We start from the raw sequence: 15,754 nt of genomic DNA, 5'->3' as shown, positions 1-15,754 counted from the left end.
AAATGCTCGCAAGCTGATCTCATCGGCGAAACTATCGACCAGAGCGGCGATCTGCCGATAGCTCGACCCGGCACGCCTCGCCGAATTCGAGTAGAACGTTCAATGCGCCTGATCTAGCCATACCCTTGATCTCAGAGAGGGAGCGGTTGGGAGCCAGATAAGTCTCGACAATCCTCTCCATCACCAACTCGGCCGCGTCTACAACCGGGCGCGTGGAAAAGAGCCGCATCTGGGCGACTAACGCGTAACAGAAGACGAGATCGGAGACGTCGTCCTTCTGGTGGCTGATTGCGTCACCATAGAGCCGTGTGGCTTCAGCGATGAAATCGGAAAAAAGCTTTTCGCGCTTGGCCATCTCGGCGTCGCGCTGCTTTTCCCTGGCCTGTGATCGCTGAGTCGTCCAAGTGGTAACAAAGGAGGTCAGGCTGCCGATCGCGACGCCTGCGAGCCCCATCAGAGCAGATAGGTATTCGCTCAAGAGTTTGTCCTCTCAAAGGAAGCTAGCACGGCTGTAACGACACCATGCCAAGCTATAGCAGCCGATCCTGCAAACCGGGCAGATGTCGGCATGTCGGGAGCGTGGCGAATTCTCTCTAGTCAGCGAGCGGGGGGCCCACCCACACGCCTGGCGGTATCGCCGGAATGTAATTTGCCAATCCGTTCAGCATCGCCTGCAAGACACTGTCGGTCAGTTCGCGTAGCGCTTCGGCTGGCCCCACGAGACGGTCCACCAACAGGAGCGTCAGGCCATGCAACTGCGACCAGAACACCAGGATGGCACCGTCGAGTTTGCTTTCGTTTTCGGCGGTGTTCGGAATCTCGCACCCCAAGGCGCCGCCGCTCATCGCATCCACGATCAGGGCTTTCATCCTGTAGGCAGCGGTCCTCTCTATCGCCGGACGGTCGCTATCCTGGCCCGTCAGGTAGCCGCCGAACATCAATCTGTAAAGCGCAGGATTATGAACGCCGCCACAGACGTAGGCGCCTGCCATGGCAGCGACGTGACGATCCTGGCCCACTCCATGGGAGGCTGGCTTGCAGCGGAGGCCCTGCGCGGTGTTGCCATGTGGGAGAAATCGATACCGTCCAAGGTCAGGAATGTCATCCTGGCATCCCCGGACATCGACATCGACGTGTTTCGCCGTCAGTTCACGGAAATGGGGCCGAAGAGGCCGCACTTTGCGATCCTGACATCGACGCGCGACAAGGCGCTGGAGGTGTCCGGCTGGCTGTCGGGTGGCGTCAACCGCGTCGGCGGCACCGATCTCAGACCCTATGCACCCCTTCTCGACCAACTCGGCGTTTCCGTGATCGACACGAGCGGCATCGCAACCAGCGATCCGCTCGGCCACAACGCTTTCGCCGACAGTCCCGAGATCGTGCGCATGCTCGGGCGGCGGCTGGCGGGGCAGAGCCTGGAGGGCGGAAAGGCAGGCGTTGCCGATGAGATCGGGATGACAGCGGCCAACTTCGCCGGCTCGGCAGCGCGCGTAGCCGTTGCGGCTCCGGTGGCCATCATCAGTCCGGAGGCACGCGATGCGCTGAAACGGGAGCTTTCCTCCGATGATGGAAAGATCGTCAACGGGCAGATCTCGTACTGAGCCTTCAGCGGGATTCTGCGATGAGGATCCGTCTGAAATCCCCTGTCCGGCAACTTACCGGCCGGACAGGGCTTCACTTCGAGACGATAGGATTCGAAGCCGTACGCCCAAAGGACTCGCAAATGGAAAGTCGCCTGATCCATCGATCGAGTCACGCGCAGAAGAGAGATCCCACATTGTCGAAGCTGCCACCACAGCGTGCCGGCGATACGGACCATTGAAAACGAACGTCACCGATATTGCCCGACTGATCGGAAAGTCGCCGGCAAGCGTGTACAAGGTCTTCCCTACTAAGGCTGCCGTACTGGACGCCGTGGCGGCGAGATTCTTCGAGCAGCGTTTCTGCTTTACCCAGTCTGCTGAAAGCGGCCAAGCCAGTGCAGGAGCGTTTGAAAGAAACGATCTGGAACAGCACCGACTGGTGCTGCAGGCGCGGACAATGACGCTGCGGTCGAACGCGCACGAGCCATCATGGTGCAGTTGACGGTGTTCGGTTCCCGAGGCGGTGGTCGAAGCGTGAACACCTATGATGCCGGCAGCAACGGGAATTTCGACGACGAGCTGCCCCATCTCGACACTCGGCACTGATCACTCCGCCCTCGCATACAGAATTCAGCTCGCTGCATTGGCCTTCGCGGCACGATCTTGCTCAACTGCCATTTCCAAAGGGAAAAAAGCTTGCCGTCTGTTGGAGAGACGCCAGCGGCATCCAGAGCCCACTTCCGCTCGCAGGGTTCAAAGTGCTTGGTACCGACAATAGAGGCCACGAGGTCCATTGTCGGGAGGCGCCGAGATCATTCAATATCGTTGATGCTATCCATAAGCTCTATTCGTTTGAATGATGAGTTCCCGACGCCCATATTAACAGCGTGGACATGGACGAACCTCCCATCGACGACCATGTCCCTGACCCAGGAAAGGAACTGGATAATGACCACGCTCACCTATCGGGGTGGTGGCAAGACCCTCACCTCCGGCGAAGGCCGCTTCGATCTGGGCCATTACGCCCACAAGCTCGTGCTTGCCTGGACGCGCTGGCGGACCGCCCGTGAAATCGAAGCCATGCCGTTTGACGTCCGCAAGGATATCGGCTGGCCGAGCACCGACGACAGCAAACACCGGACCATGTAATGAATGCGACATTCCTCCTGAGATGAGGGCGGCGTCTGCCTCGCGCAACGCCGCCTTTTTCCTGTCCGCTGTGCCGTTCCCAGCCGTTTTCAGCCCCGAATTTCAGTCGCGTATGAGCCTGTCTTCTGCCCCGATCGGCGATTTGACCGGTCAAATTCCGGTCAATGTCGCATATTTGCTCTTCCCGGCCGCATTTTTCCATGCCACTGTCGCTTTTAGGACATCGGCGCGACGCATTCCGCGCAACGAATATGTCATCGCCCCTCGAGCATGGATTTCGCTATGAACAGGATGCAGATCAAGAAGCGCTCACTGGTCTTCTTTATGGTACCGCAATTCACCATGCTGCCCTTTTCGGCAGCGGTGGACACCTTGCGCATCGCCAACCGCATGCTCGGCTATCAGGCCTATACCTGGCGGCTCGCCTCGGTCGACGGAGAGAAGGTCTATTCCTCCTGCGGCATCGGCATCGAGGCAAATTCCTCGCTCGCCGAGGAACGCCGGCATCTGGGCGGCGAAAACCGTCCCGGCATGGTGCTCGTCTGTTCCGGCATCGATATCGAGGAATTCAACAATAAATCCGTCAATGCCTGGCTGCGCGAATGCTACAATCGCGGCGTCGCCGTCGGCAGCCTCTGTACGGGCGCGCATGTGCTGGCTCAGGCCGGCCTCCTGAACGGCAAACGCTGCGCCATCCATTGGGAGAACCTGCCAGGCTTTTCCGAAGCCTTTCCGCAGGCGGAGGTCTATGCCGACCTCTACGAGGTCGACGGCAATCTCTATACCTGCGCCGGCGGCACCGCCTCGCTCGACATGATGCTGAACCTGATTGGCGAGGATTTCGGCGAAAGCCTGGTCAACCGCATCTGCGAGCAGCACCTGACCGACCGCGTGCGCAACCCGCACGACCGCCAGCGCCTGCCGCTGCGCGCCCGTCTTGGCGTGCAGAACGCCAAGGTTCTGTCGATCATCGAGCTGATGGAAGGCAATCTCGCCGAGCCGCTGTCGCTGATCGAGATCGCCGATGGCGCCGGCCTCTCCCGACGCCAGATCGAACGGCTGTTCCGCCAGGAGATGGGCCGTTCGCCGGCCCGCTACTATCTGGAAATTCGCCTTGACCGCGCGCGCCACCTGCTGGTTCAGTCCTCGATGCCCGTCGTCGAGGTCGCCGTCGCCTGCGGCTTCGTCTCGGCCTCGCATTTCTCCAAGTGTTATCGCGAACTCTACCACCGCTCACCGCAGCAGGAACGCGCCGAGCGCAAGATGACCATGGCGACGGCAAGACAGGCTGTTGCGGCTTGAGGCATCGGAAGGTCGCCGAGTGATAGGGCCGTGTCGGCCCCTCATCCGCCTGCCGGCCCCTTCTCCCCGCTTGCGGGGCGAAGGGGATACGCCGCACCGGCTTCCTCAGCCTCAACGCTGCATTTGGCATGCCCCCTCGCCCCGTTTAACCGGGGAGAGGGTTAGGGTGAGGGGCTGCCATTGGCGCAAACCGGACGGTGGCGAGAGGCTAATTACCGGAAGCAGTCCTACTGCGCCACCTCTTCCGTCATCCTGGCGTCGGAATAGACCTGGTTACGGCCGCGATGCTTGGCCATATAGAGGAACTGGTCGGCGGCGTTGAGATAATTCTCGAAGGTTTCATAGCCGCCGATTTCGGCGATGCCGATCGAGATGGTGACGCCGAGTTCCTCGTCGTCGGCCGTTACCTTCAGCCGCGAAATATCCGAGCGGATCTCGTCGCAGAGCTTGGTGGCGGCGGCCGAGTCCATCTGCGGAAAGAGGATGGCGAACTCCTCGCCGCCGAGGCGCGACAACAGGTTGTCGCTGCCGTCGAAGATCGTGAACAGCCTGTTTGCAACTGCTTTCAGCACCTTGTCGCCGATCTCGTGGCCGTATGTGTCGTTCAGCCGCTTGAAGTGGTCAATATCGAGGATGGCGACCGAGCTCGGCACTTTCAACCGCAAGCACTCGTTCACCAGCTTCGGGCCATTGTCATAGAAATAGCGGCGGTTATAGAGGCCGGTCAGATAGTCGCAGGCCGCAGCGGCCCTCAACTGGCGCATCTGCGCCAGTGTTTCCGCATTGTTTGCGATGCGGCATTGCAGCTCCTCGGCCACGAAGGGCCGGTAGACGAAATCGCTGGCGCCGGCTTTGAGGAAACTCGCGGACAGCATGCGATCATTGGAGGAGGAGACGCCGATGACGCGCAACCGGTCCGAACCGAAGCGATGGCGGATGCGCCGCGTCAGCTCGTAGCCGCTCATATCCGGCATGTGATGATCGGTGACGACGAGTTCGATATCGCTATAGGCTTCGAGCGCCGCCAGCGCCTCGAGCCCCGAGCTTGCCTCGACGACCAGATATTGCTGTGCCTTAAGGAGATCGACGAGAACCTGGCGTACCGAGACGACATCGTCGACGACGAGCACCCGCGTCTTGCGGTTGGAGATCGCACGGCGGACGGTGGCGACCAGATTGTCGAGCGCGAACTCATTGTCCTTCAGCACGTAATCGATGACATTGCGCTCCATGATCCTGTTGCGCGTATTGAGATCGAACGTGGCGGTGAAGACGATTGCTGGAATATCGTGCTCGATCGTGCAGTCGAGCGCCTCGCCATAGGGCGAATCCGGCAGGTTCAGATCGACGACCGCCATGGTGTAGCCGTGACCGTCTTCGGCAAGTTCCCTGCGAAGCGCCTTCAGCGACGAGCAGGATTTGACAGCAAGGCCAAGTTCCGTTTGGAACCGATGGCAAAGCACGGCGGAAAACATTCGAGAATCTTCAACCAGAAGTATCTTTAGCCCGCCGGAACGCAGCCCGATGCCATCTCGCTGAAAATCCGCCTGAAAAGCCACAGCCCCTATTCCCCCTTGCGCCTTATGGGCTCGACTCGGCCCTTCCCCCGGCGCGGCGGACGATAACCGAGAGGCTCATCCGCGTGAAGGGGACAAATATCCTGGTTACCTGTAATTGCAAAAATCCAGCGCCCGGCAGCGCCGATCGCCCCCGGCTTCCTCGCGATCCAGATCCTGGAAGGGCCGTCAGGCAACCGCCCGCTCCTTGCGCATGGACTGAATCTGCAGCAGCGTGTCGAGATTCTGGTTGACGCGGCAGTAGAACTCCTCGTCGATGAAGGGACGCAGCATGAAATCATTGCCGCCGGCCTTCAGAAACCGCGCCGAAAGCAGCCGGTTCGAGGACGAGGAAACACCGATGATGCGCAATTCGTGCGAGCCGATATGAGCCCGGATGCGCCGCGTCAGTTCAAAGCCGTCTATATCGGGCATATTGTAGTCGGTGATCATCAGGCCGATATCGCGACTGGCCTTCAGGATCTCCAGCGCCTTGGCGCCGTTTTCGGCGGTGCTCACTCGGAAATTATAGCGCTTCAGCCGGCTCGACAGCAGGGCGCGCGCCGTCGCGCTGTCGTCGACGATCAGCACGTGATGGCGATGATTGGTCAGAAACCGGCAGATCGACTCCGCCAGAAGGTCGACGGCGAAAATATTGTCTTTGAGGATATAGTCGACAATGTCCTTGGCGATCAGTTTGTCGCGCATGCCTTCATGGAAGGTGCCGGTAAACACGATGGTCGGTATGGAGAGATCGACCAGATATTCCAGCGCCTCGCCGTTTTCGGCGCCGGGCAGGTTGATGTTCGAGATCGCCAGCGTGATCGGGTCGGAAGACTTGTCGTAGGAAAACTGCAGATCCTCGAAGCTGCGGCAGATCTCGACATCGATGTCGAACAGCTCCTTCAGGCGCTTGCTGATCATGGAGGTGAATACGTTGGAATCTTCCGCGACAATAATCCGCGCACCGGCAAACATTTCCCCGGAATATTGCATCCCCGAAATACCTAGAAACGCCATAAGCAAACCTTTGATGTAAATTCTGTCCCCGAGCCAATTCGATACATCAATTGATTTGAATAATTATTAATCAGCATCTGCCGCTGCGAAATGAACACGCGGCGCAATGGTGCGCCTGCGATTTCTTTGCGGATATGATTAAGAGTCTGATCGAGAAAGCGGGATAGCGGACCAGCCTTCGTGTCATGAGCTTGATCATTGCAGCCTGGATGAACGTAGCGCATGCCGCTTCTATCATGTTGACGCCTGGTAGCGGGCGTCCGGATCATTCGATCTCTCCGCGTTTGTCGCCTAGATACGCAGGCATTAATCAGACACAGACGGCAAACCCAGCGAGCGCGCCTCGATCTTGTGCAGCAATTCGCGGGCCGAAAACTGGCCCGCCTTGACCTCGGTGATATGATAGCCCGGCTTCACCGGCCGGCCGTCATGGTAAAAAACAGGGAAGAGTCCCTGGCGCCGGCAAGCACGCTGAGCAGCATACCGAGATCGATATCGGTCTCCTGAATTCTACTGTTGTCGATGGCATTCATTTGCGCTAATCATCGCTTCAATGATTCAAGGATTATTGAAATATGGATCAGCGTCAAGCCCTCGCCGCATTTGGCGCGCTTTCACAGGAAACGCGCCTCCACATCATTCGCATGCTTGTCGTATCGGGTCCTGATGGAATGGCGGCAGGCGCCATCGCCGAAAAGGCGGAGGTTTCCCCGTCCAACATCTCCTTCCATTTGAAGGAGCTGGAACGAGCCGGCCTTATTGGCCAACAGCGCGAATCCCGCTCGATCATCTACACGGCCAATTACGAAGCGCTCGGCGGCCTGATCCGCTTCCTAATGGAGGATTGCTGCAGCGCAAATGCAGAGATCTGCGCCCCCGCTGCCACTGTCGCCGCATGCTGCGCACCTGCAAACAAGGAGGAACTGCAGTGACCACAGACCGCGTTTACAATGTGCTCTTTCTCTGCACCGCCAATTCTTCCCGCTCGATCTTGGCTGAATCCATTCTGAAGACCGAGGGCAAGGGCCGATTCAAGGCCTATTCCGCCGGCAGCCAGCCGAGGGGCGAGGTCAATCCTTTGGCGCTGAAGGAGCTTGCGGCACTCGGTTATCCCTCGGCCGGCTTTCGCTCGAAGAGCTGGGACGAATTTGCCAAACCTGAAGCACCGGAGATGGATTTCATCTTCACCGTCTGCGACACCGCCCACGGTGAAGCCTGCCCTGTCTGGATCGGCCATCCGATGACCGCTCACTGGGGCGTCGAGGATCCGGCCGCCGTCGAGGGCAGCGAGGTCGAGAAGGGCCGTGCCTTCGCGCAGGCCGCCCGCTTCCTCAAGAACCGGATCATGGCCTTCCTCAGCCTGCCCTTGTCGTCGATCGACAAGCTGGCGCTGGAGCAGCATCTGCGCCAGATCGGCGCGATGGGGGGCTCGACCGCTAAACCGGCGGGCGCCGGCTGATGGCGTCGTTCGATCTACCGCGCCGGCTGGTCGCAGAGGCCCTCGGCACCGCCATGCTGGTCGCAACCGTCGTCGGATCCGCCATCATGGCGGCATCGCTGACCGCGGATACGGGACTTGCCCTGCTCGGCAACACGCTGGCGACCGGCGCCATGCTGGTGGTGCTGATCACCGTTCTCGGACCCATCTCCGGCGCCCATTTCAATCCGGCCGTCTCGCTCGTCTTTGCCATGTCGCGCACGCTGGCGAAACGCGATCTCTCTGGATATGTCGCCGCGCAGATCGTCGGCGGCATTGTCGGAACCGTCATCGCTCATCTAATGTTCGCCCTGCCGATCGTCGAGTTGTCGAGCAAGGTGCGCACCGGCGACGCGCAATGGTTTTCCGAAGGTGTCGCGACCTTCGGTCTGGTCGCCATCATCCTTGCCGGCATCAGGTTCGAGCAGAAGGCGGTGCCGTGGCTGGTCGGCCTCTACATCACCGCCGCCTATTGGTTCACCGCCTCGACCTCCTTCGCCAATCCGGCCGTCGCCTTGGCCCGCTCGCTGACAGACACTTTCTCCGGCATCCGCCCAATCGATCTTCCCGGATTCTGGATCGCCGAAATATCCGGTGCTGTCGCAGCCCTTCTCCTGTTCACCTGGCTGTTACAGCCTGGCGCTTCGTCAACGCTATCGTCAGAGGCAAAACTATGAATGTCACCATCTACCACAATCCCGCGTGCGGCACGTCGCGCAATACGCTGGCGATCATCCGCAACGCCGGTATCGAACCTGATATCATCGACTATGTGAGGAACCCGCCATCGCGTGAGGAACTGGCAAGAATGATCGCCGATGCCGGCCTCACCGTGCGCCAGGCCCTTCGCGACAAAGATACGCTCTATGCCGAACTCGGCCTCGACAATCCTGATCTGACCGACGATCAGCTTCTCGACGCCATGCTGGCGGAGCCGATCCTGATCAACCGGCCCTTCGTCATCACACCGCTTGGCACACGCCTGTCGCGGCCTTCCGAGGTGGTCCTGGAAATCCTGCCGGAGACGCACAAGGGTGCCTTCACCAAGGAAGACGGCGAGAAGGTCCTGGATGCGGAGGGCAAGCGCATTATCTGAGCCGTCCAGCCTGACAGGTCCGCAACCCTATTTGACGACCGCCGAGCCTTTGATGATGTCGATCGTCTCGCCGCCATCGAGCCCGATCCGGTCGCCGTCGGGTGTCGTCATGAAGCAGCCGGAGGAGCAGAGGCTTTCGGAAGCGCCGGCATCGACCACGACTTCGACGCGCTGGCCGCCCTCGGTGATGATGAGCACCACGGCGGCTTGATCGGTGTTGGTGATGGATGCCGCATTGACCGCCGGCGCGGCAAGCAGCGGGACAAGCAGAACGGCGGCAAATCTTGCCATCATATGCGGCGGCGCTGACGCGCCCTCCCCTCGAAAGATCGGTGCTGCCCTCGGCAGCGATCCCGATGGAGGGATCATGCACATAGACCTGTGAATGATGGCTGAATAAGCTGTTCAGCTCTCCGCTGCCCGCCCGCGCAGTTGGCGTACCGGCCGCTCTTCTTCCTCCACCGGTCTATCCTTGGAATTCTCATCGCCGCCAGCATGCTCCTTAACCGCATTGGGAAAGACGGGGGCAGCCTCCCGATGGATGGTAAGGTCACTCTGTGGCAGCGGGATTTCTATGCCTTCCGCCTTGAAGCGCTTGAGGATCTCGATCCTGAGATTGTTGCGCACCGTCAGGCCGTCGCCCATGTCGGCGAGGAAGAAGCGAAGCTCGAAATCAAGCGAATAGGGGCCGAAGCGCAGGAATTCGACATGCGGCTCGGGATTGCGCATGACGAGCGGAATCTTCGCGGTCAACTCCAAGAGAATATCCATCACCATCTGCGGATCGGCGTCGTAGCTGACGGAGACCGGGATTTCCGAACGGCCGATCTTGTTGCGATGCGTCCAATTGCCGACGAGGCCGTTGATCAGTTCCGAATTCGGCACGATGATCGCCTGCTTGCGGAAAGTCTCGATCTCGGTGGCCCGCACCGAGATCCGCTTGACGATACCTTCGGCCGTGCCGGAGACGACGTGATCGCCGACCTTGAACGGCCGCTCGACCAGCAGGATCAGGCCGGAGACGAAGTTGGAGACGATGTTCTGCAGGCCGAAACCGATACCGACCGAAAGCGCCGAGGCGACAAGCGCGAAGCTCGACAGATCGATGCCGGCGGCGGAAACGCCGATGATCGCGGCAATGCCGACGCCGAGATAGCCGATGCCTGTCTTGACCGAATTTCGCACGCCGAGATCGACATGGCTTCGCGCCATGACATTGCCGTCGAGCCAGCGCTGCAGCCAGCGCGTCAGCAGATAGACGCCGGCAAAGAGCAGGACGCCGGTGCAGATTCCGAGCAGCGAGATGCTGATGCCGCCGAGCTTGACCTCAGTGAACAGCCGGAAGGCGATAAGCTGCAGATCCTGTACATGGAAGCCCCAGAGCAGCAGGATCAGCGGAATGCCGACGAGCAGCGCCACCGCATACATGGCAAGGCCGACGAGCAGGCCGACCTGGTCTATCGCCACCGGCCCGAGGTTGAAGCGCCGCGCCAGGAAGCGCGCGAAGAAGGTGTCGCCGAAGCTTTCCTGCCGCGAGATCGCCTTGCCGGAGAGCAGGCCGACATACATGGTTGCGACGACTGCGCCGGTGATGATGAGCTGCGTGGCGACGAAGCGGGCAAGTCCGACGTAGCCGGCAAGTGCCGTAACGATCAAAGCGGCACCGACGACGCGCAGGATGATCGCCATGCCGCGCGGCCAATGTCTGCCAGGCGCGTCGGGATCGCCGCTTCTCGCCAACATCGGCTTGCCGAAGGAGACCGCGATCAGGATGATGCCGATGATGAGCGCGGCGATCAGACTTCTGACGACCGTCAGCACCAGCGGTGAGCCCATCGCTTCGCCGATGCTGCTGAAGAGATAGTCGAGCCCGTTGATGACTGCCATCGCCAGCAGGCAATAACCGATTGAGCGCGCGCCGAGGTTGGAAAGCTTGACGAGCCGCCAGCGCGGTTCGTGCGGCGCAAAGATGGCATTGATGAAGCGACCGACAAAATAGACGAGTCCGATTGTTCCGAACAGCGCGCCGATGACCGGCGCGATATCCGGCCGCAGCACGTTGAAACTGTTGAGGAAGAAGAAGGAGGTGACGAGCAGCACCGCCAGCGCCAGCGTGCGGATCAGCGTCGACCAGAAGGCGATCGACAGCCGGCCGATATAAGAAGGGTTCTCGACCGCCTCGTCCCGGCGCAGATAAGAGCCGAACAGTCGGTAGCTGCCGGAAAGCAGAATGAGCGCCGAAGCGAGCGACAGGAAGATCGCCGCGAACAGCGGGAAGCGCTTGAACTTCCAGACGAAGGTGGCCCAGCTCGACAGCGCCGTGGCAAATTCGCCAGTCTCCCGTACGAAGGCAGTCGCAGCATCGTCAAGGACGGAAACCGAGATTTCGGTGCGCCTGAAAAGCGTATCGGCGAAAAGCTGCCGCCGCATCTCGATGATCTCGTTCATGAGCTTCGTCACCGCGATCGACAGGTTTTCGGCGTCACCGGTCACCGCATTGATCTGCGCGCGCTCGGCGGCAAGCGCGTTACGCTCGTCGGTGACGATCTGCGCCTCGGGCGGCTGCCCATCCTTCGGCGGCTCGCCGATCTCGGTCAGCCGGTTCTTGATCTGGTCGAAACGCGGCCTCAGGTTGACCGATATGGTGATGACGGCGCGGCTGAGTTCGTCGGCTTTGGTCGCAAGCCCGACCAGCGCATCGTCATTATCGGCGTTCTCCTTGACGCTGTCCTGCAGCGAACCAAGCTGGACCTTCGCCTTCTCGATCTCCTTCGCCGCCTGGGCGGAAGGCGTATCGACAGGCGGCGTCTCTGCTGCCGCCTGCGGCTGCGGTTCCTGCGCGAAGGCTGCTGCGCTCTCAAAATGCGCACCGGCGAGCGCCAGCGTCATGAGAAGAATGGTGCGAAGCAGGATGGATCTCAGCCGCAAAAAGGCCTCCGGAAAGGTTGTCATCGAAATTGAATGCTCGCTTTTCATCGCAAAGAAAGGCGACAGAAAGGCGGGAGATGCCTAAAGCGCCCTGCACCGAGCCTGTTCCATGCCGCGCACGTTCGTCCAAACAGCTCAGAACCCCGCGCCAGGCTTGGAGAGATAGTCGAGTTCTGCTGCCGTCGATTCCCGCCCGAGCATGGCATTGCGGTGAGGAAAGCGCCCGTAGGCGGCGATTATCTCATGGTGGCGGATCGCATAATCGAGATATTCCTCGTCGCCAAGCGCGGTGAACAGTGCCACCGAACGCGCCTGCTCATCGAGGTTCTCGGCATGTTCGAAGGGAAGATAGAAGAAGGTCCGGCATGCATGTTCCACCGCCTGGTCGGCGCCGGCCGCAAGCGCAAGCTTGGCTTCCCGAAGCGCCAGCCCGTCGGTAGCAACGGCAAGCCCAGTGCCGCGATAGATGTTGCGGGGAAACTGATCGAGCACGATGACGGCCGCCAGCCGGCTCATCGGATCGGCCCGCCATTCGTCGCCGACGCCTGCGGCAAGCGCCAGATGCGTATCGCGGAATATATCACGGATCTCGACATCGAGTTCCGGCGGCGGGCGAAACCATAGCTCGCGGCCGCATCGAACGAACCAGAAATCGTGGACTTCGCGAGGTGTGCGGATCGTTGTCATGCTTTCCTCCCGTCGCGTTAGGTTCATGATGTTATGCCGGCAAGCTCTTGTAAAAATAGGACAAGGGGGCACCTTCTCCCGTTGGGTAGAAGAGGGAGTCGAGACGTTGCCGCGAATCTCTTCTCCCCTCGGGGAGAAGGTGCCGGCAGGCGGATGAGGGGGCCGCGGGCACACCCTTTATCGTGACCTTCCACCTCTACCTACTTCTCCTCATGCAACGAGAACACTAGCATCGCCCTCGTCCCTTCATGCCTGGGGTCGTAAGCGAAATCCGATTTCAAGCTCGCGGCCATCGCCGTCAAAATGCGTGTTCCGAGCCCCGTTCCCCTGGCTGAGCCCTCTGGATCGAACCCCGCTCCATCATCCTCGACGATGACGTGCAATTCTCCGTCCGTCTGGTCGACAAAAACGCGGATCTCGCCCGAGACGCTCTCGGGATAGGCATATTTGAAAGCATTGGTGACGAGTTCACTGACGATCAACCCGAGCGTGATCACCTTGTCAGTCGCCAGATTGACCGGTTTTGCGGTCAGCACGATACGGTGCGGCCGCTTGTCGTCGCGCATCGAAGCTTCGAGTTCGGTCAGCAGGCTGTTCAGATATTCATCCACCTGCACCGAGCCGACCTGCCGGTTGGTGTAGAGCCGGCGATGCACGCTGGCGATGGCGTTGATGCGCATCTGCGTCTCGTGCAGCGCGTCGATCGCCACCTGGTCCCTGGTCATGGAAGATTGCATGCGGATCAGCGCGCCGACCAGGCCGAGGCTGTTGGCGATGCGGTGATTGACTTCGGCAAGCAGCAACTCGGCATGATCGCGCTGCTGGCGGATCACCTCCTGCGCCTGCGCCGTCTCGCGGCGGAAGCGCGCCCGCTCCAGCGCCTGTTCGAGGGCGGCGGCGAGCAGGTCGAAATAATCGGCCGAAATCCCCTTCAGCATGTAGTCATCGGCGCCCGCCTTCAGCGCCGCGACCGCGATGCTGGTGTCATCCGACCCCGTTGCATAAATGACCGGCGGATGATCCGGCACGGACGTGATGCAGGGCAGAATGTCGAGTCCGGTCTCGCCGCTCAGGAGATGATCGAGCACGACGGCGTCGATGCTGCCCTCCGCGATCCGCGCAAGGCCGGCAGCACCATTCTGCGCCCACTCGACCGAAAAGCCGCGCCGCGCAAGGTTCTTCTGCATCAGGAGGGCGAGCCCTTCGTCGTCGTCGATATAGAGGATGTGGATCAGGCCATCCGCATCGCCGCTAGAATTGCTCATTCGGTCTCCCGGCGTTCTCTCTAAGCAACGACGGCCGCAAGGGTCCGAGTCGTCGGCATGGGCACTGTCGTATTGCATTGACCGCCTGAGGTAAACATCGCTGATCCCTCGCTCATGTCGCAGGTGGTTAGCTCTTCTGGAATTTCCGGTGGCCGGAGACTTCGGCGCCAGCCTCCTTCGGCAATTGCAGGAAACGCAGCGACGAGACGATGCCGATCGCGCCAATCACGACGAAGGCCCAGCGGAAATCGGCCAAGACGGGATTGGCCGCACCCCTGAGAGCAGAGGAAATGTTGAGCACGGCGGCGGCCACCGCAACGCCGAGCAGCATCGACATCTGCTGCAGCATGCTCGACAGCGTCGAGGCCGAGCTTCGCTGCGCCGGGCCGATGTCGGCAAAGGCGAGCGTGTTCAGCGCCGTGAACTCCATCGACCGCGACAGGCCGGCGAGAAAGAGCAGCGCATGCATGAGAAACGGCGGCGTGTCAGGCGTCAGGAAACCGCAGGCAACGATTGAAAGGGCCGCGATCAGCCCATTGAGCCCGAGCACGGTGCGGAAGCCGAAGAAGCGTAAGAGCGGCGTCGTCACCGCCTTCATGCTGAAATTGCCGAGAAAATAGACGAGCAGATAGGTGCCGGCGGCAATCGAGCTCAGCCCGAAGCCAAGCTGGAACAGAAGGGGCAGCAGGAAAGGCGTCGCATTGATCGCCGTCCGGCATGCCGTGCCCGCCGAAAGCGTCGACATCGAGAAGGTCTGGACGCGGAAGGCCGAGAGGTCGAGCAGCGGATTGTCGACGGCGAGGAAATGCCGCGTCGCCATGACAGAGAGCATCATGCCCGCCGCCAGCAATGAGATGACGGGCCAAAGCCCGCCTTCCCATTTGACCGAAAGCTCCAAGGCCGCGAGCAACAGGGTCAGTCCGGCCGCGCTCAGGATAAAGCCGAGAATATCCAGCCGGCCGGGATTGGCCTCGCGCTGTTCGGGCACGAAGCGCAGCACCAGCCCCATACCGATGATGCCGATCGGGATGTTGATCAGGAAATTCCAATGCCAACTGGCATAGGTGGTGATGAAGCCGCCGAGTACGGGCCCGACCACGGGCGCCGTCAGCGCCGGCCAGGTGATCAGCGCGATTGCCTGCACGAGTTCAGACTTGCGGGCGTTTTTCAGCACGATGATGCGACCGACCGGCGTCATCAGCGCGCTGCCCGCCCCCTGCAGCGCACGCCACAGCACGAATTCCGTGAGGCTGCCGGAGAGCCCGCAGAACAGCGAAGCGCCGGTGAAGACGCCGATCGACACCAGGAAGACGCGGCGCGCGCCGAAGCGGTCACCGAGCCAGCCTGACAATGGAATGAAGGCCGCCATCGTCAGCATGTAGACGGTGATGCCGATGCTCATCGACACCGGCTGCACGCCGAAGCTTGCCGCCATCTGCGGCAGCGAGGTGGCGACGATGGTGCCGTCGAGGATCTGCATGAAGAAGGAAACGGCAACGACCAGAGCCACGATCTTCGCCTGACGGCCAGTTGCCACCTCTTGCCCGTTCTCGCTCGTCTCTGCCGTTGTCATGAAGCTGCCAATGAAAAATCCGGATGACGCGACAGGCAAGCGGGAAGGAAGCCGATCGGAGATCTGCCGCGCGGGGAGCGTGGATGTGAACCACACATTGGCTGAATACGCCCGTTGC

General features: G+C 60.8%; 16 protein-coding genes and 2 pseudogenes. 8 read left to right on the top strand and 10 right to left on the bottom strand.

Annotated elements, in window-relative coordinates:
* Positions 1–31: 31 nt before the first annotated feature.
* Both HJC00_RS13975 and HJC00_RS13970 read right to left on the bottom strand, forming a co-directional pair.
* Complete coding sequence (locus tag HJC00_RS13975) at positions 32–478, bottom strand: DUF1184 domain-containing protein (protein ID WP_221164212.1); 447 nt, start codon at positions 476–478, stop codon at positions 32–34.
* A gap of 115 nt (positions 479–593) precedes the next feature.
* Positions 594–1,007, bottom strand: a pseudogene (locus HJC00_RS13970) (TetR-like C-terminal domain-containing protein); the annotation flags it as partial.
* Between HJC00_RS13970 and HJC00_RS13965 the strand changes: the two are divergent.
* The 4 genes and pseudogenes from HJC00_RS13965 to HJC00_RS33130 form a co-directional block, all read left to right on the top strand.
* Positions 996–1,601 (top strand): annotated as a pseudogene (locus HJC00_RS13965) (alpha/beta hydrolase); the annotation flags it as partial. The pseudogenes HJC00_RS13970 and HJC00_RS13965 overlap by 12 nt on opposite strands.
* Positions 1,564–2,085 carry a TetR/AcrR family transcriptional regulator gene (locus tag HJC00_RS13960; RefSeq protein ID WP_221164211.1) on the top strand — a complete coding sequence of 174 codons (522 nt, stop codon included), beginning with the start codon at positions 1,564–1,566 and terminating at the stop codon, positions 2,083–2,085. The pseudogene HJC00_RS13965 and the gene HJC00_RS13960, both read left to right, overlap by 38 nt.
* 446 nt (positions 2,086–2,531) lie before the next feature.
* Positions 2,532–2,732 carry a hypothetical protein gene (locus HJC00_RS13955; RefSeq protein WP_064803254.1) on the top strand — a complete coding sequence of 67 codons (201 nt, stop codon included), beginning with the start codon at positions 2,532–2,534 and terminating at the stop codon, positions 2,730–2,732.
* A gap of 282 nt (positions 2,733–3,014) precedes the next feature.
* Positions 3,015–4,034: a GlxA family transcriptional regulator gene (locus HJC00_RS33130; RefSeq protein ID WP_041678677.1), complete on the top strand. Its 1,020-nt coding sequence runs from the start codon at positions 3,015–3,017 to the stop codon at positions 4,032–4,034.
* A gap of 227 nt (positions 4,035–4,261) precedes the next feature.
* Here HJC00_RS33130 and HJC00_RS13945 read toward each other — a convergent pair whose 3' ends face one another.
* From HJC00_RS13945 to HJC00_RS13935, 3 genes are all read right to left on the bottom strand, one after another.
* Entirely contained in the window at positions 4,262–5,593 is a 1,332-nt protein-coding gene (locus HJC00_RS13945) for a diguanylate cyclase (RefSeq protein ID WP_221164210.1), read from the bottom strand.
* Positions 5,594–5,779: 186 nt separating this feature from the next.
* Positions 5,780–6,610: a response regulator gene (locus tag HJC00_RS13940; protein ID WP_210630948.1), complete on the bottom strand. Its 831-nt coding sequence runs from the start codon at positions 6,608–6,610 to the stop codon at positions 5,780–5,782.
* Positions 6,598–6,879, bottom strand: coding sequence for a hypothetical protein (locus tag HJC00_RS13935; RefSeq protein ID WP_221164209.1), 282 nt, complete (start codon positions 6,877–6,879; stop codon positions 6,598–6,600). Before HJC00_RS13935 ends, HJC00_RS13940 begins: the two co-directional genes overlap by 13 nt.
* Before the next feature lie 306 nt (positions 6,880–7,185).
* On the opposite strand from HJC00_RS13935, the gene HJC00_RS13930 reads away from it, so the two are divergent.
* From HJC00_RS13930 to arsC, 4 genes are read left to right on the top strand one after another with little or no spacing between them, the layout of a single operon-like run.
* A complete protein-coding gene (locus HJC00_RS13930) occupies positions 7,186–7,542 on the top strand; it encodes a helix-turn-helix transcriptional regulator (protein WP_221164208.1) in 357 nt (118 codons plus the stop codon).
* Positions 7,539–8,069: an arsenate reductase ArsC gene (locus HJC00_RS13925; RefSeq protein ID WP_221164207.1), complete on the top strand. Its 531-nt coding sequence runs from the start codon at positions 7,539–7,541 to the stop codon at positions 8,067–8,069. The genes HJC00_RS13930 and HJC00_RS13925 overlap by 4 nt, the downstream gene beginning before the upstream one ends.
* On the top strand, positions 8,069–8,764 hold the full coding sequence (locus HJC00_RS13920; RefSeq protein ID WP_210630944.1) for an MIP/aquaporin family protein: 696 nt from the start codon (positions 8,069–8,071) through the stop codon (positions 8,762–8,764). The genes HJC00_RS13925 and HJC00_RS13920 overlap by 1 nt, the downstream gene beginning before the upstream one ends.
* On the top strand, positions 8,761–9,183 hold the full coding sequence (gene arsC, locus HJC00_RS13915; protein WP_210630943.1) for an arsenate reductase (glutaredoxin): 423 nt from the start codon (positions 8,761–8,763) through the stop codon (positions 9,181–9,183). The genes HJC00_RS13920 and arsC overlap by 4 nt, the downstream gene beginning before the upstream one ends.
* A gap of 27 nt (positions 9,184–9,210) precedes the next feature.
* On the opposite strand, the gene HJC00_RS13910 is transcribed toward arsC, so the two are convergent.
* The 5 genes from HJC00_RS13910 to HJC00_RS13890 form a co-directional block, all read right to left on the bottom strand.
* Positions 9,211–9,477 (bottom strand): hypothetical protein, encoded by a 267-nt coding sequence (locus HJC00_RS13910; RefSeq protein ID WP_221164239.1) that lies wholly within the window; start codon positions 9,475–9,477, stop codon positions 9,211–9,213.
* Between the two features lie 111 nt (positions 9,478–9,588).
* On the bottom strand, positions 9,589–12,111 hold the full coding sequence (locus HJC00_RS13905) for a mechanosensitive ion channel family protein (protein ID WP_221164206.1): 2,523 nt from the start codon (positions 12,109–12,111) through the stop codon (positions 9,589–9,591).
* A gap of 135 nt (positions 12,112–12,246) precedes the next feature.
* Positions 12,247–12,798 (bottom strand): DUF924 family protein, encoded by a 552-nt coding sequence (locus HJC00_RS13900; RefSeq protein ID WP_221164205.1) that lies wholly within the window; start codon positions 12,796–12,798, stop codon positions 12,247–12,249.
* A gap of 200 nt (positions 12,799–12,998) precedes the next feature.
* Positions 12,999–14,063 carry a sensor histidine kinase gene (locus HJC00_RS13895; RefSeq protein ID WP_210630939.1) on the bottom strand — a complete coding sequence of 355 codons (1,065 nt, stop codon included), beginning with the start codon at positions 14,061–14,063 and terminating at the stop codon, positions 12,999–13,001.
* A gap of 127 nt (positions 14,064–14,190) precedes the next feature.
* Complete coding sequence (locus tag HJC00_RS13890; RefSeq protein ID WP_221164204.1) at positions 14,191–15,636, bottom strand: MFS transporter; 1,446 nt, start codon at positions 15,634–15,636, stop codon at positions 14,191–14,193.
* Positions 15,637–15,754: the final 118 nt, after the last annotated feature.

It is taken from the genome of Rhizobium sp. NLR22b, from assembly GCF_019685295.1.
GTDB lineage: Bacteria > Pseudomonadota > Alphaproteobacteria > Rhizobiales > Rhizobiaceae > Rhizobium.
Note: the sequence above shows the minus strand (reverse complement) of the source record. Positions and strands in the feature narration are given on the sequence as shown.

What these genes read in the sequence shown, in the direction of transcription:
- HJC00_RS33130 (WP_041678677.1), top strand. Translation starts at nt 3,015, where the DNA reads ATGAACAGGATGCAGATCAAGAAGCGCTCACTGGTCTTCTTTATGGTA.
- HJC00_RS13895 (WP_210630939.1), bottom strand. Translation starts at nt 14,063, where the DNA reads ATGAGCAATTCTAGCGGCGATGCGGATGGCCTGATCCACATCCTCTAT.
- HJC00_RS13900 (WP_221164205.1), bottom strand. Translation starts at nt 12,798, where the DNA reads ATGACAACGATCCGCACACCTCGCGAAGTCCACGATTTCTGGTTCGTT.
- HJC00_RS13920 (WP_210630944.1), top strand. Translation starts at nt 8,069, where the DNA reads ATGGCGTCGTTCGATCTACCGCGCCGGCTGGTCGCAGAGGCCCTCGGC.
- HJC00_RS13890 (WP_221164204.1), bottom strand. Translation starts at nt 15,636, where the DNA reads ATGACAACGGCAGAGACGAGCGAGAACGGGCAAGAGGTGGCAACTGGC.
- HJC00_RS13910 (WP_221164239.1), bottom strand. Translation starts at nt 9,477, where the DNA reads ATGATGGCAAGATTTGCCGCCGTTCTGCTTGTCCCGCTGCTTGCCGCG.
- HJC00_RS13930 (WP_221164208.1), top strand. Translation starts at nt 7,186, where the DNA reads ATGGATCAGCGTCAAGCCCTCGCCGCATTTGGCGCGCTTTCACAGGAA.
- HJC00_RS13940 (WP_210630948.1), bottom strand. Translation starts at nt 6,610, where the DNA reads ATGGCGTTTCTAGGTATTTCGGGGATGCAATATTCCGGGGAAATGTTT.
- HJC00_RS13960 (WP_221164211.1), top strand. Translation starts at nt 1,564, where the DNA reads ATGATGGAAAGATCGTCAACGGGCAGATCTCGTACTGAGCCTTCAGCG.
- HJC00_RS13935 (WP_221164209.1), bottom strand. Translation starts at nt 6,879, where the DNA reads ATGATCCGGACGCCCGCTACCAGGCGTCAACATGATAGAAGCGGCATG.
- HJC00_RS13955 (WP_064803254.1), top strand. Translation starts at nt 2,532, where the DNA reads ATGACCACGCTCACCTATCGGGGTGGTGGCAAGACCCTCACCTCCGGC.
- arsC (WP_210630943.1), top strand. Translation starts at nt 8,761, where the DNA reads ATGAATGTCACCATCTACCACAATCCCGCGTGCGGCACGTCGCGCAAT.